Annotated in this window: 19 protein-coding genes; 5 read left to right on the top strand and 14 right to left on the bottom strand. The window is 57.8% G+C overall.

Annotated features, from left to right (window positions below; translation table 11 throughout):
- Positions 1-85 precede the first annotated feature (85 nt).
- From CLOEV_RS11345 to CLOEV_RS11315, 7 genes are all read right to left on the bottom strand, one after another.
- A complete protein-coding gene (locus CLOEV_RS11345) occupies positions 86-475 on the bottom strand; it encodes a hypothetical protein (RefSeq protein WP_008712996.1) in 390 nt (129 codons plus the stop codon).
- A 214-nt stretch (positions 476-689) separates the two neighbouring features.
- On the bottom strand, positions 690-1,622 hold the full coding sequence (locus CLOEV_RS11340; protein ID WP_034443809.1) for a thiamine pyrophosphate-dependent enzyme: 933 nt from the start codon (positions 1,620-1,622) through the stop codon (positions 690-692).
- Positions 1,609-2,805, bottom strand: coding sequence for a pyruvate ferredoxin oxidoreductase (gene porA, locus CLOEV_RS11335; RefSeq protein ID WP_034443807.1), 1,197 nt, complete (start codon positions 2,803-2,805; stop codon positions 1,609-1,611). The genes CLOEV_RS11340 and porA overlap by 14 nt, the downstream gene beginning before the upstream one ends.
- Complete coding sequence (locus tag CLOEV_RS11330; RefSeq protein WP_008712989.1) at positions 2,795-3,139, bottom strand: 4Fe-4S binding protein; 345 nt, start codon at positions 3,137-3,139, stop codon at positions 2,795-2,797. The genes porA and CLOEV_RS11330 overlap by 11 nt, the downstream gene beginning before the upstream one ends.
- Positions 3,136-3,708: a 2-oxoacid:acceptor oxidoreductase family protein gene (locus CLOEV_RS11325; RefSeq protein ID WP_034443804.1), complete on the bottom strand. Its 573-nt coding sequence runs from the start codon at positions 3,706-3,708 to the stop codon at positions 3,136-3,138. The genes CLOEV_RS11330 and CLOEV_RS11325 overlap by 4 nt, the downstream gene beginning before the upstream one ends.
- A gap of 488 nt (positions 3,709-4,196) precedes the next feature.
- Positions 4,197-5,336 (bottom strand): alanine racemase, encoded by a 1,140-nt coding sequence (gene alr, locus CLOEV_RS11320; RefSeq protein WP_034445815.1) that lies wholly within the window; start codon positions 5,334-5,336, stop codon positions 4,197-4,199.
- A 214-nt stretch (positions 5,337-5,550) separates the two neighbouring features.
- A complete protein-coding gene (locus tag CLOEV_RS11315; RefSeq protein WP_034443801.1) occupies positions 5,551-5,865 on the bottom strand; it encodes an MGMT family protein in 315 nt (104 codons plus the stop codon).
- Positions 5,866-6,213: 348 nt separating this feature from the next.
- Here CLOEV_RS11315 and CLOEV_RS11310 point away from each other — a divergent pair, with 348 nt between their 5' ends.
- Positions 6,214-6,669 carry an Hsp20/alpha crystallin family protein gene (locus CLOEV_RS11310; protein WP_008712981.1) on the top strand — a complete coding sequence of 152 codons (456 nt, stop codon included), beginning with the start codon at positions 6,214-6,216 and terminating at the stop codon, positions 6,667-6,669.
- 46 nt (positions 6,670-6,715) lie between these two features.
- Here the strand turns inward: CLOEV_RS11310 and CLOEV_RS11305 are convergent, their stop codons facing one another.
- The 4 genes from CLOEV_RS11305 to CLOEV_RS11290 all read right to left on the bottom strand — a co-directional run bounded on the left by CLOEV_RS11305 (position 6,716) and on the right by CLOEV_RS11290 (position 11,696).
- Positions 6,716-7,387, bottom strand: a complete 672-nt coding sequence (locus CLOEV_RS11305) for a flavodoxin family protein (protein WP_034443798.1) — start codon at positions 7,385-7,387, stop codon at positions 6,716-6,718.
- Positions 7,388-7,408: 21 nt separating this feature from the next.
- Positions 7,409-7,969, bottom strand: coding sequence for a nitroreductase family protein (locus tag CLOEV_RS11300; protein WP_008712977.1), 561 nt, complete (start codon positions 7,967-7,969; stop codon positions 7,409-7,411).
- Positions 7,970-8,551: 582 nt separating this feature from the next.
- Entirely contained in the window at positions 8,552-10,348 is a 1,797-nt protein-coding gene (locus CLOEV_RS11295) for a DEAD/DEAH box helicase (protein ID WP_008712976.1), read from the bottom strand.
- Positions 10,349-10,775: 427 nt separating this feature from the next.
- Positions 10,776-11,696: a dihydrodipicolinate synthase family protein gene (locus CLOEV_RS11290; protein WP_034445810.1), complete on the bottom strand. Its 921-nt coding sequence runs from the start codon at positions 11,694-11,696 to the stop codon at positions 10,776-10,778.
- A gap of 264 nt (positions 11,697-11,960) precedes the next feature.
- Between CLOEV_RS11290 and CLOEV_RS11285 the strand changes: the two genes are divergently transcribed.
- Positions 11,961-12,989, top strand: coding sequence for a PTS sugar transporter subunit IIC (locus CLOEV_RS11285; RefSeq protein WP_034443796.1), 1,029 nt, complete (start codon positions 11,961-11,963; stop codon positions 12,987-12,989).
- A 134-nt stretch (positions 12,990-13,123) separates the two neighbouring features.
- Here CLOEV_RS11285 and CLOEV_RS11280 read toward each other — a convergent pair whose 3' ends face one another.
- From CLOEV_RS11280 to CLOEV_RS17475, 3 genes are all read right to left on the bottom strand, one after another.
- Complete coding sequence (locus tag CLOEV_RS11280; RefSeq protein WP_051485052.1) at positions 13,124-14,497, bottom strand: MATE family efflux transporter; 1,374 nt, start codon at positions 14,495-14,497, stop codon at positions 13,124-13,126.
- 12 nt (positions 14,498-14,509) lie between these two features.
- Positions 14,510-15,889 (bottom strand): MATE family efflux transporter, encoded by a 1,380-nt coding sequence (locus CLOEV_RS11275; RefSeq protein WP_034443793.1) that lies wholly within the window; start codon positions 15,887-15,889, stop codon positions 14,510-14,512.
- A 167-nt stretch (positions 15,890-16,056) separates the two neighbouring features.
- Complete coding sequence (locus CLOEV_RS17475; RefSeq protein ID WP_256181218.1) at positions 16,057-16,179, bottom strand: recombinase family protein; 123 nt, start codon at positions 16,177-16,179, stop codon at positions 16,057-16,059.
- A 149-nt stretch (positions 16,180-16,328) separates the two neighbouring features.
- Here CLOEV_RS17475 and CLOEV_RS11265 point away from each other — a divergent pair, with 149 nt between their 5' ends.
- The 3 genes from CLOEV_RS11265 to CLOEV_RS11255 all read left to right on the top strand — a co-directional run bounded on the left by CLOEV_RS11265 (position 16,329) and on the right by CLOEV_RS11255 (position 19,995).
- On the top strand, positions 16,329-17,687 hold the full coding sequence (locus CLOEV_RS11265) for an MATE family efflux transporter (protein WP_034443786.1): 1,359 nt from the start codon (positions 16,329-16,331) through the stop codon (positions 17,685-17,687).
- Between the two features lie 305 nt (positions 17,688-17,992).
- A complete protein-coding gene (locus CLOEV_RS16120; RefSeq protein WP_008712961.1) occupies positions 17,993-18,463 on the top strand; it encodes a MarR family winged helix-turn-helix transcriptional regulator in 471 nt (156 codons plus the stop codon).
- Positions 18,464-18,690: 227 nt separating this feature from the next.
- Positions 18,691-19,995 carry an NCS2 family permease gene (locus CLOEV_RS11255; protein WP_034443783.1) on the top strand — a complete coding sequence of 435 codons (1,305 nt, stop codon included), beginning with the start codon at positions 18,691-18,693 and terminating at the stop codon, positions 19,993-19,995.
- Positions 19,996-20,003 lie beyond the last annotated feature (8 nt).

Here is a 20,003-nt window from a genome sequence, read left to right as displayed (position 1 = left end):
TGAAGATCCTATTGCGAAAAGTATATCAAAAAAAGGCCGCGCCCATATGCCCGGCGCGGAGCCCTTTATCGCTCACTTGTCTGGTTTATCCCAGAATTATCCGGTCTTCGGCAAAGAAATCCGTGATCGCCTTCTTGATGTATTTGTCGACCATCTTCTGCGCGTCCTTCTGCAGTTCGCAGCGATGTTCCTCTAAATATTTCGCCGCGGCGTCCTGTTTGTCTTCGGGGACGCCGGACATGTCGATTATGCATTCGATACATTCCGTGTTGAATTCCGGCAGGTCGACGTGCGCGATGGCCGCCTCCGCTTCGCGGCGTCTGTTTACCGTTGTCTGGACGACCGTGTTGGTCCCTTTTCCGGCCGCCGTCATTTCCTGGGCGAAGTTCTGCGCGTCAGCCTCGAAGTCGAAGGCGAGGACAGAGGCTATCCCGTTGCAGTCCTGCTGAATGACGACCCATAATTTTTCCTGCATGAAAAGCACCCCCCATTTTTTGTCTTTTCTTATATCTAAATATAAGGCAAAATACCTGCTTTTGTATAGGTAAAATTATGAAAAAAAGTTGGGGGTTATAGTGCGCTATTCTTAATTTTGAGAAAATTCTCATTTTGCCGCGAGGGCTGCGTTCCCGGCATAAATCCGGCGGGTTTTTGCTCCCCGCCGGACATTTGCCGTTATCGTAAAAATTTTATCTGCCGCACTTTTTGAGCAGTTTCGACCAGCTCTCGTCGGCGTCGCGCTGGGCCTCTTCCACGAGGTCGAAGCGCTCCGCGCCCTTTTTGAAGAGGTGGGCGTAGCGCCCCTGCGCGCGAAGGAAATCCTCTATCGGACGCGCTTCTTTAGGCTCGTATGAGAGGACGTATTCGCCGTTTATCACCTCGTAGACCGGCCAGAACTTGCTGTCGACGGCCATCCGGCAGATGTCCGCCTGATTGGCCGGATCTATCTTCCAGAAGAGTGGGCAGGGCACCAGTACGTTGACAAAGGCCGGCCCCTCTGTTTCTACGGCGCGCTTCACCTTGGCGACGAGGTCCAGCGGGTTGTGCAGCGAGGTCTGGGCGACATAGGGGATGTTGTGGGCGGCGACTATCTCCGTAAGGTCCTTCGCGCGCTGGAGCTTGCCGGGCGCGGCGCTGCCGGCCGGCGAGGTGGTCGCGTTCGCGCTCTGCGGCGTCGCGCTCGAGCGCTGCGCGCCGGTGTTCATGTAGCCCTGGTTGTTGTAGCAGATATATGTGAAATCATGGCCGCGCTCCAGAGCTCCTGATAACGACTGGAGGCCGATGTCGTAGGTGCCGCCGTCGCCGCCGAAGGCGACGAACTTTATATTTTTATCGATTTTGCCCCTTTTGCGGAGCACTTTGTAGGCCGCCTCGACGCCGGAGATGCCGGCGCCGGCGTTCTCAAAGGCGATGTGCATGAAGGGCATACGCCAGGAGCTGTAGGGATAGACGGTCGTCGAGACCTCCATGCAGCCGGTCGCGCTGACGACGACCACCGGATCGTTGACGCCCATCAGCGCCTGACGTACCGCCGTGGGCGCGCCGCAGCCCGGGCACATCCGGTGCCCCTGCGTGAGCGGGCTGGCCTTTTTTGTCAGTTCTTTTATGTTAAGCGCGCTCATCTTCGTCACCCCGTTCAAGAAGTCCTATGAAGCGCGCCCGCGCGCTGTAATCGTCGTTTGCCATTTTTTCAAATACCAACCTCGCGTCCTGGGCGTAGAAATCGCGTCCGCCGAGGCCGAAGATATATTCCTGCACGGGAACGCGTTTTTCGAGATTATAGAGCACGGATTTTACCTCCGCCGCGAGCGGGGCGGTGCCGCCGATGCTCGCGCTGCGGTCGAGCACCGCGACGCCCCTTTTGCCTTGCGCGAGCGTGAGAAGTTCTTCCGCGGGGAAGGGGCGGAAGAAGCGGACTCGCAGCGCCCCGGCTTTGACGCCCTCATCGCGGAGCTCGTCGACGACGTCTTTGACGACGCCGGCCGCCGAGGACATGATGACGATCAGGTAGTCGGCGTCCTCCGCGCGGTAGCTCTCGATCGGCGCGTAGCTGCGCCCGGTCTCTTTTTCCAGCTCCGCGGAGAGTTCCCGGTAGACGGGAAGGACGTTGTTCATCCCCTCCATCTGATTGCGCTTGATCTCAAAATAATATTCCGACATTGTGAAGGAGCCGTAGGAGACGGGGTTGTCCGTGTCGAGCAGCGGATAGGCCGCCGTCCGTTCTCCCACGAATTTTTTCACCGTCTCGTCGGCGAGCAGCTCCACGGGTTCGTAGCAGTGGCTCGTGATGAAGCCGTCCTGGCAGACGAATACGGGCGTAAGCACTCGCGGGTCCTCCGCGAGGCGCGTCGCGAGCAGCACGCTGTCGTAGACCTCCTGCGCGTCCTCGCAGTATATCTGTATCCAGCCGGAGTCGCGCTCCGGCATGCTGTCAGAATGGTCGCAGTGGATGTTGACGGGCGCGCCGAGCGAGCGGTTCACCAGTCCGAAGACGATCGGCGCGCGGAAGGCGGCGGCGATGGGGAATATCTCATGCATCAGCGCCACGCCGTTTGCCGAAGAGGCCGTCATCACGCGCCCGCCGGAGACGGAAGCTCCCACGCAGGCCGAGATGGCGGAGTGTTCGCTTTCGACGGCGACATATTCGGAATCGACCTTGCCGTTGGCGACGAAATCGGCGAAACGCATGGGGATCTCGGTGGAGGGCGTTATCGGATACGCCGCTACGACGTCAGGATTTATCTGCCGCATCGCCTCGGCGAAAGCGAGGTTGCCGGAGGTCATGACCTTTTGTTTACTTAACATGGGCGCCGACCTCTCCCGGGTTTTCTCCCGACTGGGCGTCCTCGCCGGCGAAAGATGCCTCGGAGTGCATCGTGATCGCCTTGGTGGGGCAGAGTTTTTCGCAAAGGCCGCAGCCCTTGCAGAAGAAGAGGTTTATCCCGCAGACCATGTTGTCGGCGTTAAGCTCTACCGAGTCGTCGGGACACTGTATCCAGCACTTGAGACAGGATACGCATTTCGCGGTGTCTATGACGGGGCGCGTCGAGCGCCAGAGTCCCGTCTGCACCTTTAAGGCGGAGGCGCCGAAGGCTACGGTGCCAAGCGGGACCTCCTGCCAGCATTGCGGTTTGCTCATGCGAACACCGCCTCCGTGCGGCCGCGGAGGATGGCGCGGCGGTTTGCCTCAAGCACCGGTTTGGGCAGCTTCGTCATCTTGCTTGTAAAGTGGTTTACGAACGACTCGACGGGAACGTCGGTGAATACGTGCGAAAGAGCGCCGAGCAGCGGCGCGTTGGGGCGGTTCTGTCCCAGCTCTTCGAGCGTTATCTTTGTCGCGTCGACGACGAGCACGCGGGCCTTGGAGGTCACTCCGAGGCGGCCGCGGAGGACCTTCGCGTCCTCTGCGCTGTTGACGAGGTAGACGGCGTCTTCCGTGGACCCCTCGGTGGGATTGGCGCTTTCCACCATCGTCGGATCTACGACGACCACGATATTGGGGTTCTGCACTCCGCAGCGGCGGCGTATCGGAGAATCGGAAACGCGGTTATAGGCTCTGATCGGCGCGCCCTGACGCTCCGCGCCGTATTCCGGAAATGCCTGAACGTGTTTGCCCTCTTCAAAAAGTACCTCCGCGAGTATCGCCGAGGCGCTCTTTGCGCCCTGTCCGCCGCGTCCGTGCCATCTTACCTCTACTGTCTTCTGCATTTAAAATTCCTCCTTGAGATATAAACCCTTTATTCTTAAATTAGAGAATAAAAAAAGGACCCTTTCTCAATCGAAAGGGCCCCTTTACTCGCTTGACAAACGGCGCTAGACGCCGATCCTGCGAGGAGGAGCCGCGTTAATAATTATAATTATTATGTTCTGATTGCTGGTCTTTCTTAACATAACGTTTCCTCCCTCTTACAGAATGCGGGAATGATAACACTCATTTATCTTTATGTCAAACCTTTTAAATAAATAACTTGATGGGTTGAAAACGATGTTTTACCACGTAATATAAAAGTAATGGCTACTGATTGCCTATAGTAGTTAAGGATAAAAGAATTTTAACATAATAAAGTATTGATTTGCGTGATATGGGAAAATCAAATCCGCTTTTATCAGCCGAAACGGAGAAATGAGAATGGCAAAGTCTAAAACAGGAACCGGCCGCCTGAAAAAGGGGCCGTTCCTGTTTTAAAACGTTATGTTTAGTTTGAGCCTTGGTAAACTCTGGGGACGCGTTTGCCTACACAGCATAAAAATTCGTAGGGAAATCTGCCCGAAAGCGCCGAAAGTTCCTCGACGGGGATATATTCGCCGCCGTCCCTTCCCAGCAGCGTCACCTCGTCGCCCTGGCTGACGCCGGGAATCTCCGTAACGTCGACCATAAACTGGTCCATGCAGATACGCCCGACGATCTTTGCCCGGCGGCCGCGGATCAACACGCTGCCGCTGTTGGACAGGCTGCGCGGATAACCGTCGGCGTAACCGACGGGAACTGTGGCGATGCGGGTATTCTCCCGCGTGGTGACGTATGTGCCGCCGTAGCTGACAGAAACGCCGGCCTCCACATCCTTTACGTGGGAGAGGTGGCTTTTTATCTCCATCGCCGGCCTCAGCGCCACTCCGGGATTCAGCGTCTCGTCCGATGGGTAGATGCCGTAAAGGGCGATGCCGGGGCGCACGGCCTCCATATCGCCCTGGCGGTTCCACAGTGCCCCCGCGCTGTTGTTGCAGTGGCGCATCGGTATTTTGATCCCAGCCTCCTCAACGAGGCGCAGAAAGGAGTGAAAGAGTTCGAGCTGCCTGACGGTCGGCTCAAGCTCCTCTTCGTCGGCGCGCGCGAAGTGTGTGAATATCCCTTCGAGCCGCAGGTTTGGCAGCCCGCTTATCGCTTTGATCTCCGCAAGGCTCTCCCGCGGGCCGCGGAGGCCGATACGCGACATCCCTGTGTCGATCGCCAGATGCACCGGCAGAAGGCGTCCCGCCAGCGCCGCCGTGTGTGACAGCGCCGCCGCCGCCGCGAGGCTGGACACCGTCGGGCGAATGTTCCTCTCCACGAGAGTTTCGTAATCTTCGGGGAAGGCGTGTCCCAATATCAGCACAGGCTTGGCGATTCCGCCGTCCAGCAGCTCTTCCGCCTCCTCCGTTGTGGAGACGGCGAAGCCCCACAGGCGCTCCTCATGCTCGATAGCCCGTGATACCGGCACCGCCCCGTGTCCGTAGGCGTCGGCTTTGACGATGGCGATCATCTTTGTGCCCTCCGTCAGATTGCAGCCGATATTTTTAAAATTGTCCGCGATGGCCCCCAAGTCGACGGAGGCGTATACCCGATCATGTTTTTTCATTGCGGTTTTGCGGCGCGTCATTATCAGCGCCCTATTCCTTTCCTGGCAGATATCCGGTGAAGAGATTTTCTTTTGCCGTCTCTATATCATCTTTAAGAATTATAAATAAATTCAGGGAGTTATTCAATATGAAAGCGGCAATGCGGCAGGGCAAACGCATGAAAGCCGGTCGCCCAATGTTTTGATCAAAAGCCTTGATACGTCTGTACCCGGCTCAATCGCTTGCGGGGCGCTTCCTGCCGTTCCAGCGGCAGGTCCGCATATCGACGCGGCCGTCCGGCAGGAAGGCGACGCCCTCGGCGCGGAGTATCGCCCGGCAGGCCTCGGGATCGACGCCGCCGGCGATGGAGCCGTCAGCCATGACGACGCGCTGCCACGGCAAACCCTTCGGAGAGCGGCGCATCGCCCAGCCGACCTGTCTCGCCGCGCGCGGGCTGTCCAGCATCATGGCAATCTGGCCGTAAGAGGCGACCTTGCCGCGCGGTATTTTTTTTACCAGCCGGTAGACCCGGTCAAAAAAAGAATCCAAGGCGCAACCCCCTTCTCCCGTCTCACCAGCTATTATACATTTTGCCTTAGCCGCGCGGGGAAAAATCCGCGCGCGCTTTTTATAAATCAATATATAAAAATAGAATATAAAATATAATAAATCAATCTGTATGATATCATAAAAACAAAACCGATATTATGATATATGGTTATAAAAGCGGCTGATAATAAATTTCATCAAATTTAGTCAAAAATTAGCACTCGCCTATTGACTCTGCTAACAAGGATGCTATAATTCTTCTTGAAATGAAGAACATAAGATGCTCTTCGAAGCGGCGGAAGCTTCGCCGTGGTATCGCATTAAGTAAATTTTAAGGAGGAATGCACAATGATGATGCCAAAATTTTTCGGAGAAAGTCTATTTGACGAGCTGATGGATGAGTTCCCCTTCGGGAGCAGGATGCCGGCGCTGGGCGGCGGCGTATATGGCAAGCGCGAAAAGAACCTGATGAAGACCGACGTCAAAGAGAAGGATGGCAACTACATCCTTGACATCGACCTGCCGGGATTCAAGAAGGAAGATATCAGGGCCGAGCTCCGCGACGGTTATCTGACGATTAGCGCGGACCGCAGCTACGAAAGGGAGGAGAAGCCGGAGGACGGTAAGTTCATCCGCCGGGAACGTTTCTCCGGCAGCTGTTCGAGGACCTTCTATGTCGGCGAGAACGCTAAGCCGGAGGATGTGAAAGCGAAATTTGAAGACGGCATCCTGACCGTCTCGCTCCCGAAAGAGGAGCCGAAAAAGCTCCCGGCTAAAAACAACCTCATCGCGATAGAGGGATAGCTCCGAATAAAATGTAAAAAAGCCGCCGGCAAGCCGGCGGCTTTTTTTACAGGTTTTTCTTTATCTTTTCCGCCATGCGGGCGCCGGCGTCAAAGGCGTTTTGCAGCTCCCGCGGGAGCTCTCGCGCCCTCCATTCCGCCTTTTCCCGCTCGTCCCAGCCATCGGCGACATATTTGCCGTAATCGTCGAACTGATAGGTGTTGAAGGCGCAGACGCGTTCGGGCTTCGTAAAGACGCGCGTCACATAACGCTCGAAGAACCCCAGCGGGCCGCCGTTCTCCGCGCCGATATATTCGTCCGCGAACATCCGCTCCTTGACGTTCATCGTATAGATTACGGCGGTTTCAAACCTTTTCGGAGCAATGACGCTGTAATTTTTGTCGTAGACTATGAAGGGGAAGACCAGTCTCTCGACGAACGCGTGAAGCTGCGGCGTGATCGTTCCCAGATAGACGGGCGACGCGAATACCACGCCGTCCGCGTTTGCGGCGGCCTCCAGCAGTTCGGATATCCCGTCGCGCCAGCCGCAGCGGCCGAACGAGCTTCCTCCCCGCACTTTGCAGGCGAAGCAGCTGCGGCAGCCGGTATAGCTGTAGTCGAAGAGGCGGATGGTCTCCGTCTCCGCTCCCGCGCCGGCGGCCCCTTTGGCGAAACTTTCGCACATGGCGGAGGTGTTCCGGTTTTTTCGCGGACCTCCGTCCAGAATATATATCTTCATATTATTTTCTTCCTCCGCGAGCTAATCGTGCGCGCCCGCGCCCTTTCGCCCCGCTTCGAGCCCCGCGAAAGCGTTGTAAAAGACAGTGTCCTCGAGGTCGAGACGGTCGTCGTGCAGGCGGCTCGGCCTCGCGTTTTCGTGAGGATACCCTGTCGGCAGGAGCGCCACAGGCTCCAAATACTCCGGCAGCTCGAATGCCTCTCTCACCGCGGCCGGATCGAAATGGCCGACCCAAGTGGTGCCGAGGCCCAGCGCCGTCGCCTCCAGCATCATCTGCGCGGCGACGATCGCGGCGTCGACCGCTCCCATGTCATATCCGTCGTAAGGACGCTTCCAGCTCGCCGTCCTGTCATAACAGACGAGCAGGGCGAGCGGCGCGTTGAAGTGGTAGGGCGTGCAGCCTTTCAGTTTTGCCAGGCTTTCGCCGCTCTCGATGACCAGTATTCTCTGCGGCTGGTAATTTGCGGCGGTGGGGGCGAGCCGGCCAGCCTCGAGTATCTGTGCGATCTTTTCCTTTTCGACCTTCCGGCCGGCAAATTTTCTCACCGAATAACGCTCTTTTGCCAGTTTTATAAAGTCCATTTCCGCGCCTCCTCACATATCATATATTGTAGTATGATGATAGCAGTTGGAAAGGAATCTTCAAGTATGCAGTTTAAAAGGGCATAACGCCAGGGCAAACACATCAACAGGGCAACAGAGGGTGAATTGGCGTTTATAAACGATTCCGGGGGAAGATAAACAGCGATTTAGCGGGCGCTCGCAAAAAACAATTTGTCGATATTCAGCGATTTTTAGTGTTTGCTCTTAAAGGCCCCCTCTCCGAGGGGGCTGGCTCGGCGGTGTTTTTCCGCCGAGACTGGAGGAGTTTTGACCTTGGGTTTTGTATTGCTCTTGATCTTATCTTCTTTCGCCTCTTTCGCGGAAGAAGATAAGGCAAAGAGCAGAAACAAGAAGCAAAACCCAAAGTCAACCCTCCTCCACCGGCTTCGCCGGAGCCCCCTCGGAGAGGGAGCCAAAGGCCTTAGATAAACCCCGGTTTACCATTTACCTGACCTTTCTTGACGCGTTTGCCCTGGGCATAACGCGAAAAGCGCCCCGCCGTTCACAGCGGGGCGCTCACAATATTACATTACATCTGTCAGCGGTGTTACATAACCGGCCTTACTTTGTGAAGCGCCTTCTTCCCGCGCGCTCGCCGTCTCTATCACGGTCACGGTCCCTGCGGAACCCGCCGTCGCGGCGCGGAGGTTTGGAATCCGAGCGGAAAGAGCCGCGGCGTTCTCCGCCCGTCGCCGGTTTTACGGAGCTGACGGTGAGGCCGTCTCTCTCAAGACGGTCCTTGCGCGCCTCGAGGAGCGCCGCGCCGCGGGGAGAAAGTTCCACCGTCGCGCTTGAATCACGGAGTTTGATGTTTCCCACATCCTCGCGGCCGATGCCGATGTTGCGGCAAAGCGCGCCAAGCAGCGGACCGACCTCCCAGCCGTCGTCGCGCCCCTGCGCGAGCTGCACGGCTACGCCGCCTGTCATGTCCGGGCGCTGGAAACGGTCTTTGTGCTGCCCCTGCGTCCTCTCTCCGCGTGCCGCCCCTGAGCTTGAGTCGCGGCGGCCCTTCTCGCGGTCCATTTCATGTTGGACGTCCTCGCGTATCGAATAACCCGACGGCTGGTCCCCGTATGCCTTGGCGAGCAGCCCTGAGACCAGTACCGGAGCCTCCTCGCGTTTGAGCAGTTCCTGCGCCCATGACTCGAATTCATTTGATTCGAGCGCGTGTTCGAGAATGTTATTCTCGAAACGGACGCGCGCCTGCCCTTCGATCTCTTCGGCGTCCGGCGCTGGTATCCATTCAAGCTTGAGTTTAGATCCCGAATGCATGATCATCCCTTTGAACTGGCGCGCCTCACGCGCCGTAAGGAGGATGAGGTTGCTGCCCTCATGTCCCGCGCGTCCCGTGCGTCCGCTGCGGTGGACGAACGCCTCAAGGTTCTGCGGCAGGCCGTACTGGAGGACGTGGCTCACCGCGTCGATATCCAGACCGCGCGCCGCGACGTCCGTCGCGACAAGGATGGAGACGCGTCCGCCGCGCAGCGCCGAAAGGGCGTTGTTGCGCTCGCGCTGGCTCATGTCGCCGTGTATCGCGGTGGCGCGGAAGCCGATGTCGCAGAGCTTGTCCGCGATATCCTGCGTCTCCGCGCGGGTACCGCAGAAGATCAGCGACTTGCTGGGATTTTCCCATATCAGCACGTTGGTGAGTCCCTCAAAACGTCTGCGCGAGGGGATTATATAGGCCTTCTGCGTGATCTCGCTGTGCGAAGTTACGTCGGATACGAGCGAGATCTTTTTCGGCGCGTTCAGGTACTGCTTTGTGAGCGAAAGGACCTCGGGCGGCATCGTGGCGGAGAAGAGCCAGGTGCGTTCCACGTGGTCCATCGCTTTGAGTATCGCTTCCATCTCATCGTGGAAGCCCATATCGAGCATATGGTCGCCCTCGTCGAGGACGACGCTCTTTATGTCTTCCGTTTTCAGCGTGCCGCGACGCAGATGGTCGAGAATACGCCCGGGCGTGCCGACGACCACGGAAGCGCCGTCGCGCAGCGCGCGTATCTGGCGCTCCATATCAAGGCCGCCGACAAGCGTCGCGACGCGCACCCCGAGATCGGCTCCGAGCCATGCGAACTCCCGGGCCGTCTGCTGGGCGAGTTCGCGGGTCGGCGAAAGGACTATGATTTGCGGCATCCTCTCTCTGGCGTTGATCTGGTTCAAAAGCGGCAGGGCAAAGGCGAGCGTCTTGCCCGAACCGGTCTTCGCCTGGACGATGACGTCGTTGTCCATGATAGTTTCATCCTCAAGCACCGCCGTCTGGACGGGCATCGGATGTTCAAATCCCTTGCGCTCGATCGCTTTGATCAGCGCGGGGTTCAGATCAAAATCTGAAAATTTTTCCTGAATTTCCTGTGTCATTATAGACTACCTCCTAAATATATTGGGGGCGTTGAAAATCGCGTTCAGCTATATATCGGCGCCTGCCGGCAAACGAGCTTGCCGCTGTATTTACGATACAGCCAGCTCTTTTGAAAGGCATGCGTCTGTCAGGTAAATATCTTTACGCAGTTTAAACAATAGACCGACTAAATATCGGTATCTGCCCCGTTGCATCCATGCACAAAATTCTTGTGACGCGCAATCCGGCCAGGCGGTAAGAAAAATACTCCTCAGTTACATCGTACGCGGTGTAAAGAATTTATGCGAAGCGCGGACCCATGCCGCGCAACCTATGTATTATAGACGATAGTTTAGAAAAGTCAACAGCGGTGTTCGTCGCCGCGGGGCGGACGCGTCAAACTCTTTAAAGGGACCCGCCGGCGTGACGGGCCCCTGAAGATCCTTTTTAGCGGTTATTTCGCCAGGTCTCATATTCGTCGAGGCCGGAGTCTCTTATTACCTTGAGCAGTTCGCCGGCGTCGGCCTCGGATATCGGCAGCAGCGGCTTGCGGCATGAGCCTCCCGTCATTCCGTAAGCCTCCAGCGCGCGTTTCAGGCCGGGGATGCCGAAGCGGCGCGTGATGGCGTCGCTGACGGGCAGCAGTCTCTTTTGAAGCGCGGCGGCTTCAGAGATCCTCCCGTCATTGAAAGCCTCGTAAAGCATTTGACAGGAGCGCGGGAATAGGATCGAGACGGCCATCGTGCCGCCGCAAGCTCCCATTGAGAGCGCCGCCAGGAACCAGTTTCCCGTACCGCCGAAAGTCGAGAAACCGTCGGGAGTACGGAGCACGGTGTAGCCTAGTTTGGTCATATCCCCGGAAGTGTCTTTTATTCCGCGTATATTCGGGTGGCGCGCGGCGGCGCATATCACCTCAATGTTGATGTCGACGCCGGTGTTGGCCGGCATGTTGTATAGGAAGAGCGGTACCGGAGATTCATCCGCGACATCGGTAAAGTATTTCACCAATGCCTCGTCTTTTCCCTTGTAGTAATGCGGCGGAAGCAGCAGGATGCTGTCGGCCCCCGCGGCGGCGAGCCTCCCGGCGGCCTTTATCGTCTCATCCGTCGAAGGAAAGTGCGCGCCGGCCATTATGTGCAGCCGCCCCGCGGAACCCTCTTTTGCCGTTCTTGTCAGAAACTCTCTCTCTTCGAGAGAAAGAAATGGTATCTCGCCGTTTGAGCCGGCGATGACGATGCCGTCGAGCGGCGAAGCGCTCCACAGCGTGATGTTCTTCTCCCATCCGTTCCCGTCCAGAGCGCCGTCGTCTTTGAAGGGGGTCGGTACGGGCGCGAATACTCCGCGAATCTTTTCTCCCAAGGTAAGCATCTCCTCTTTGTGGGTCGTGATTACGGCGCCGCGCGGCACCGGGCTTAGTATGAGGTTCTTTTTTTACGATGTCAATCTGCGTTTGGCTATGCCGCAAAGGCGGAGTGTGTGACCGGCACGTCTGTTTATGAGGAAAAACGTGATATTTAAAAAGATTTTGAAAAAAATTTGCGGAGCTTGATATATTTTTCTCATGTTTGACAGTTTTATGTAAACAAACTACAATGTCACGCAAAATATTTTTCTATAAATGGGGCGTTTGCATTGGCATCGGAAAAAGGTTCCTTCGCGGCATTTCTTGAACGCAAAAATGTGAAATTTTCCTTCTCGCGTTACTTTGTTGAGGCTCTCGGCGCAATGGGCATCGGCCTCTTCGCCTCTCTTATCACTGGTCTCATATTGAAGACGATCGGCTCAAAATGCGGAATCCCGATATTGGTGGAATTTGGCACGCTTGCCGGACAGATGGTGGGGCCGGCGATCGCCGTAGCCATCGCCCAGGCGCTCAAAGCGCCGCAGATGGTAGTGTTCTCCTGCGCCGCCGTTGGTTTCGCCGGCAACACCTGGGGCGGCCCGGTGGGGGCGTTCGTAGCGGCGATCATTGGAACCGAGTGCGGCAAGATGATCTCGAAGGAGACAGTGATCGACATAATCGCCACGCCCGCCGTTACGATAATCACCGGTATGGCGGCGGCCAAGCTGATCGGCCCCCCCGTCAGCGCGATGATGACGGCGCTCGGCGTGCTGATCATGCGCGCGACCGAGCTTCAGCCCGGCCCGATGGGCGCCGCCGTATCCACGATCATGGGCATGATCCTGACGCTGCCGATATCGAGCGCGGCGATCGCCGTCGCGCTGAACCTCTCCGGGCTCGCGGCGGGAGCGGCCGCTGTCGGTTGTTCGACGCAGATGGTCGGTTTCGCGGTGATGTCGTTTCGTGAAAACGGCCTCTCCGGCCTCCTTTCGCAGGGGCTCGGCACCTCGATGCTGCAGATGCCGAACATCGTGCGCCATCCGATGATCTGGGCGCCGCCGACCCTCGCAAGTTTCATCCTCGGTCCCATATCGACGCTCGTCTTCGGCATGACCAACGTGCCCTCCGGCGCGGGGATGGGAACGAGCGGCCTCGTCGGACAGTTCGGCGCGATCGACGCCATGGGGAGCTCCCCCGCGGTCCTGATGCAGATAGGCCTCATGCACTTCCTGCTGCCGGCGGTGACGACGCTTCTCATCGCCGAGGTGATGCGCCGGACCGGGCTGATAAAAGAGGGAGACATGAAGCTCGACCTTTAACCCGCTTTGGTGACAGACATCCGCGGATACACGCCGAAAGGCGGAGGAAAGCCTTGTCGAAGGCATCCTCCGCCTTTTTTGTCCCATGAGAAGCCGGCCCGCGTCCGCGCCTTTGAAATAGCTGGGCGGCAGGCCTACCTGCCTCTTTTCCAGCGGCCGCTTTTCAAATACCAGAGGCTGAAAACGATCGTCTGCAGCGAGGCGAGCGGCGCCGCGAGTCCGACGGAGAAGAGGCTCGCTCCCTCGATGCCGCTCAGTATCCAGGTGGCGGGGACTCGCACGGCGAATGCGGAGAATATGTTGTTCGCCATCGTAAAGGCCGTTTTGCCGCAGCCGTTGAAGAAGCCGTTGAGGCAGAAGACGAAGCAGACGAGGATGCAGTCGGCGCTGAACGATTTGAGATAGAGCGCCGTCGCCTCTATCAGCTCCCGGTCCGGAGTGAATATCCTGATCACGCTCTGCGGAAAGAAAAAGAGCCCGATAAAGGTGGCCGCGCCGAAACCGAGCGATATCGAAAGGCCGGAATACATCGTCGAGCGCGCGCGTTTTGGCTTTCCGGCCCCCATATTCTGCGCGACCATCGCGGCGATCGCCGCCGAAAAGGACATCGGCGGCAGCATGGTGAAGCCGTTGAGCTTGCTTGTGATGCCGATCGCCGCGGAGGCCGCGACGCCGCCCATCTTGCTGACCGTAGCCATGATGAAGATGAAGGAGATGCCGGTCAGTGAAAACTGGACCGCCATCGGCAGTCCGATACGAAGCAGGTGCGCCAGCTTATGCCACTTTATCCTCAGGCTCCTGAGCCGAAAATCGAAACGGTAATTTGCGCGGCGCGCGTAGATGACGGCGAGGAACGCCGACAGCCCCTGCGCGCATATGGTGGCGAAAGCGGCCCCGGGGGCCCCCCAGCCGAACAGGCCGACGAGCACGAGATCGCCGATGACATTAGCGACACAGGCGATGCCGACAAAGATAAGCGGCGAAGTGGAATCCCCGAAGCCGCGAAAAATGGCGGCGAGGGCGTTGTAGGCGAACATCGTAGCGATCCCCGCGGCGTTGATGAAGATATAGCCTCTCGTCTGTTCGACAGCCTCGGCCGGCGTCCCGAGCAGATCAACTATCGGGTCGGTCAGCGCGAGCAGCAGCGCCGTGATGACGACGCTGAGGACGACGAAGAGCGAGAGCATCGTGCCGATGGTATCCTCGATCTCATGCTCCTCTCCCGCGCCGAAAAAGCGTCCAATCATTATCGTGCCTCCCATGGAGAGGCCGATGACGATGCTGTTTATCATGAAGATGAACTGGCTGCCGATCGAGACCGCGGAGAGTCCCGCGGCGTCGGTGAACTGTCCGACGATTATCATGTCGGCCGCGCCGTAGAGCGCCTGCAGCAGGTTCGCCGCCATATACGGGATCGCGAAGCGCGTCAGCAGCAAAGGGATGCTGCCCTCGGTCAGCGTCTGCGCGCCGGAGGTGAATATTCCGGAAAATAGTTTTTTGATTTTCATTGTCATTGCCCCTTATTGAAACCTTTCTTTTTCTTTTAACATCCTAATGAAATAATAGAGGAAGGGCAGGCTCGTCGTGAAGCTGAAAATATCGGAGACGGTCTGCGTCATTTCCACGCCGGTAAGTCCGAAGATCCCCGGCAGCAATATGATGAGCGGGATGAAATAGATGCCCTGCCGCGTGCAGGCGAGGAACGTCGCGCGCCATGCGAAGCCGGAGGCCTGGAGCATCATGTTCGTCGTGACGAATAGCGGCTGCAGGAGCAGCACGGAACACTGAAAACGCATCGCGCGCGTGCCGATCGCGATGACGACGGCATCCTCCCTGCGGAAAAGGGCGATTATCTCCGGCGCGAATATCCATCCCGCGAGCGTCATGAAAGCCATCAGCACCATGCCGGCCTTGACGGTGAACCAGAAAGCTTTGCGCACGCGCCCGTAGCGCCGGGAGCCGTAATTATAGCCCACGACGGGCGAAAATCCCTGGCCGAGGCCGATCATCACCGAGAGGATGAAAATGAATATCCTGCCGACGATGGACATCGCGGCGACGGCGGGGTCTCCGTAGGCGGCGGCGCTCACGTTCAGCGCGGCTGTGGAGATACTGGCCAGCCCTTGGCGTGAAAGCGACGGACAGCCGAGCCGGAGGATGTCAAAATAGATCCGCGGCCTGTGCGAGAGATTCTTCAAATGGAGCCTCACCAGGCTCTTGCCGCGCAGGCAGAAGGAGATCATGATCGAGAAGCTGACGCACTGGCTGAGCAGCGTCGCAAGCGCCGCTCCCGAGATACCCAGTCCGAAGGTGAAAATAAAAATGGGGTCCAGCGCGATATTCAGCAGCCCTCCGGTCACAAGGCCGCACATCGCGAAGGCGGCGTGACCCTCCGAACGAAGGATATTGTTCATTACGAAAGAGGCGCACATCACCGGCGCGCCGAGCAGTATCCAGCTTGCGTAGCTTCGCGCGTAGGGCAGTATCGTCGGAGTAGAACCGAGCAGCCGCATCAGGCCGTCGATAAAGATCAGCCCGCCCGCGCAGAGGAGCACCCCCATAATGATCGCGCCGAAAAAAGAGGTCGAGCCGTAGACGCTCGCCGTTTTACTGTCTCCCGCGCCGAGCACGCGCGCGATCATGCTGCCGGAACCCATGCCGAGGGTGAAGCCGATCGCCTGGAAGATCGCCATCAGCGAAAAGACGACTCCGACCGCGCCGCTCGCGCTGGTGCCGAGCTGGGAGACAAAATATGTGTCTGCGGTGTTGTAAAGCGTCGTGACCAACATGCTGATTATCGTCGGAATGGCGAGCGAAATAATGAGCGGCCCGACCGGAGCCTCCGTCATGCGCGCATGATGCTCCGCTGAATTTTTGCTTGGCGCGACGAACAGCTTCATGATTGACAGAACCTCCCTGTTTCCGCTTGCGGCGAGGCTCTCAGGTAAATAAAGGCCGGACCGGCGGTTTTCAATATAGTAGTTATAGAAAATACCACTAAATCCCCAAATTCACAACATCGGGAATCTTTCCTTGATCTCCAAGTTCCGTTCCGTGTACCTGTGGCCTATCCGTGCCGGTCACCGTTTTTGGTAATAAAGCGCCACTGTTCAAGGATCTCATCATAGTTCCTGCCCAGCCGGTCGATGCCTTTAATCGCCGGTGTGTCGTCGGGCCTTATCTTTTTCATGAGCTTTCTGTAGGCCGGCCTTGACTGTAAAATAAAATCCGTTATAATATAATCCGTAATCGTATTATATGAATGCATAGTATATTTTGCGCAAAAGCTTGCGCGGCGGCGCGTCTGCCGGGGGCGCGGGAAAATCGGAGGTCTTAACTATGTTCCATACTAGAAATTACAGAGAGCTGACGAAGCTCTTTTTTATGTTTGTGCTGCCGGCGCTGAGTTCGCAGCTCTTGAGCGGCATATACACGATCGTGGACGGATACTTCGTCGGCTGGGGGGTGGGGCAGGACGGCCTCGCGGCGATCGGGCTCGCGTTTCCCTTCTCAGTCATTGTGACGGCGATCGGCGCCGGTATCGGCGTCGGCGGCGGGGCCCTCATCGCCATCAGCATGGGACGCCGGAGGGAGGCGCTTGCGCAGCGCATACTTGGCGCGATGGTCTTTCTGATGGTCGCGGCCTCGGCGCTGTCGAGCCTTCTGCTGACGCCGCTGGCGGAATATCTGCTGACCTTTTACGACGTCTCGCCCGAGATCGCCGGGATGGCGCGCCTTTACGCGTGGATACTGATAATATCCTCCCCGGCGCAGGTCGTCACGATGGCGATGCTCGGCGCGGTGCGGAACGACGGTTTTCCGCGCAAAGCGATGTTTATCATGATCGCGGCCTTCGGCACCAATATCGTGCTCGACTGGCTGTGGGTCATTGTCTTTCCCTTCGGGATAGCTGGCGCGGCCTGGGCCACGGCGGCGTCGCAGACGGTATCGGCCGTCCTGCTCTCCGCCCATTTCCTGCTGGGAATGTCGAAGGTCCGGCTGCGCGCGCGTTTGGTGCGCCCCTGGCGTCCTCTTGTCCGCCGGATCTTCGTGATGGGGGCCTCTCCCTTTGGCGTGCAGATCGCGACGGCCGTCACGATGATCCTCTACAATTGGCAGTCTCTTGCCTACGGCGGAGATATTGGCGTCGCCGCTTACGCGGTGGTCGGCTACATCGTCCCTGTGGGAGTGATGCTGGAGGAGGGGATAGCCGAGGGCATCCAGCCTCTGATCAGCTATTACCACGGCGCCAGCCTCGGCGCGCGCCGCCGGCTCACGGCGCGGCTCGGTTTTACCACGGCTGTCTCTGTCGGGGCCGCCTGCTCGCTGCTGGTATTTTTCAGCAACAGGCTCGTGCCGGCCTTTTTCTCGATGCACGGGGAGGCCGCGGAGGTCGCGGCGCGCGGGCTGCTGCTTTCCGTGCCCGTTTTTCCCTTTCTTGGGCTCGCGAAGGTGGGGGCGTCATATTATCAGGCGGTCGGCCGGAGCGACATGGCCTCCATGCTGACCTACGGCGACCCGTTTATCTTGCAGCCGCTCTTTCTCTGGACGCTGCCGCTCCTCTTTTCGCTTGACGGCGTCTGGCTGGCGATGTTCTTCACGAATATGACGCTCGCCATGATTTTCGTTATAATGTGGAGACGGGGGAACGCGAGGCGGATTCCGCTTTCCGGCGGCAGTATCATGGGGAGCCGCTGATTAAATGCACCATCTGATGTAACTACTAGCTTCGATGACGGGAATCACAGATTCCCTATCTCAGCTACGCGTCACAGGCAGCCCCCGACCGTGGCTCCAACGTATTAATATACGCCTGATGGGACTACCAGCCAACTCGCACAAATCAGAAAATCGTTGATTTGGCTCTCTGGCCGTCCGCCCCGCTCAGGGACTGCCTGTTTAGCGGCTGGCACATTTAATCAGCGGACGATGTGTCAGGTTTTATATGACAAAGTGAATTAATCAGTGTTTCTATAGGTCTTTTATAAGGACGGGACGAGAAGATGAAGGAAGAAAATCTTAGGACTATACTTGAAGTCTCCGACCTGATGCGGCGCTATGATCAGGTTTATTCATATTGGGCCGAGAGCCGCGGTTTTTCCACGAACGCGATGTCTCTGATGGAGGAGCTTCACCTCCGCCCCGAAGGCATGGAGCCCTCTGTCATCGCCGACTATCTCGGCGTGCCGCGGCAGACGATGACCTCGACGCTTGACAGCCTTGAGAAACGGGGCATAATAGAACGCTTGGCGCACCCGACCGACCGCCGCCGCAAGGTCATCAAGTTTACCGCGTTCGGCCGGGAGACGGCCGACGTGCTGGTGAATGAGCTCTACGGCTGGATGATGGAGGCCCTGGCGCCGGTCCCGCCGCGAAAGCTGGCACGGACGCTGGCCGAAGTCAGGAGTTTCTGTTCGCGGCTGGAGGAGACTGTTAGCAGTAATACGGAAGAAAATGGATCGTCCGACGGTTAAAATATGGAAAATATCTTATAATATTCAAAGAGGTGTTTACGTTGGACAAGAAAAGGGAAAAACGGGCGGAGAGAGATATATTTAAGACTGTATGCATTGCGGTCGCGGCGGTCTTCGCGGTCGTATGCGCCGTCTGGTCTTTCATCGGCTATTAGGTTATCTGGAAAGCGGGGAGCGTCGGTATTCCCCCTTTTCCTTTTAATACAACTTTATAAGGAGGAAACTTTATGAACGCTTGGTTTGAGAAACAATTTAAGCTCTCCGAGCACGGAACGGACGTACGTACAGAGATTCTCGCGGGTATCACGACATTTATGACTATGGCTTATATCATTTTTGTAAACCCCGGGATACTCTCCACGACCGGCATGCCTTTCGGATCGCTGCTGGTGGCGACCTGTCTGGGCGCTTCGCTGGCGACTTTCCTGATGGCGTTCCTCGCCAACTATCCTTTCGCTCTGGCTCCCGGCATGGGGCTTAACGCCTTTTTTGCCTTCACCGTCGTGCTGGGGATGAAGATCCCCTGGCAGGTGGCTCTCGCGGCGATCTTTATCGAAGGCGTCATCTTTATCCTGCTGACCTGCACGAAGGTGCGCGAAGAGGTCGTCAACTCGATCCCGAAGACGCTGAAGATCGGCGTATCCGCCGGCATCGGCATCTTCATCACCTTTATCGGCCTCCAGAGCGCGGGGCTGGTCGTTGCCAATCCCGCGGTCCTCGTCGGCCTTTCGCCGCTCCGCAGCAACGCCGGCGGCCTGCTGGCCCTCGCGGGGCTGTTGCTCATGGTCACGCTTGAGACCCGCCGGGTGACGGGCGGCATCCTCATCGGCATAGTCGCCGTGACGCTCGCCGGCATTCCCCTCGGCATCACGAAGATGCCTGCTGGCATCGTATCGATGCCGCCGTCGCTCTCGCCGATATTCATGAAGATGGATTTCTCGATGATCGCGCAGCCCACCTTCTGGGTCATCGTCCTGACCTTCTTTTTTGTTGATTTCTTTGACACGGTCGGCACCCTCGTCGGCGTCGCCAGCCGCGCCGATATGCTTGACAAGGACGGTCGCCTGCCGAAGGCGAGCCAGGCGCTGATGTCGGACGCGATCGGCACGACGGCGGGCGCGGTGCTGGGCACCTCGACGGTCACGACCTTCGTGGAGAGCGCCAGCGGCGTCGAGCAGGGCGGCCGCACCGGCCTGACGGCGCTCACCGTCGGCATATTGTTCCTGCTTGCGACCTTCTTCAGCCCGCTGATCTCGATCGTCCCCGCTTGCGCCACCGCGCCGGCGCTGATAATGGTGGGCGGCTACATGATGATGGGCTTCAAGGATATGGATTTCAGCGACTGGACCGAATTCTTCCCGGCGATCATCGCCTTCTTCATGATGCCCTTTGCCTACAGCATCGCGGCTGGCATCGAGTTTGGCATCGTCTCCTATGTCGCGCTGAAGCTGCTCATGGGGCGCGGCAAAGAGGTCAACTGGCTGCTCTACGTGCTCGCGGTGCTTTTTATCCTCAACAGGGCGCTGCTGTAGGGGATACG

This window comes from Cloacibacillus evryensis DSM 19522 (assembly GCF_000585335.1).
In the GTDB taxonomy this organism is placed as follows: Bacteria; Synergistota; Synergistia; order Synergistales; family Synergistaceae; genus Cloacibacillus; species Cloacibacillus evryensis.
The sequence above is the reverse complement of the archived record's forward strand: the minus strand, read 5'-3'. Positions and strand labels throughout refer to the sequence as shown.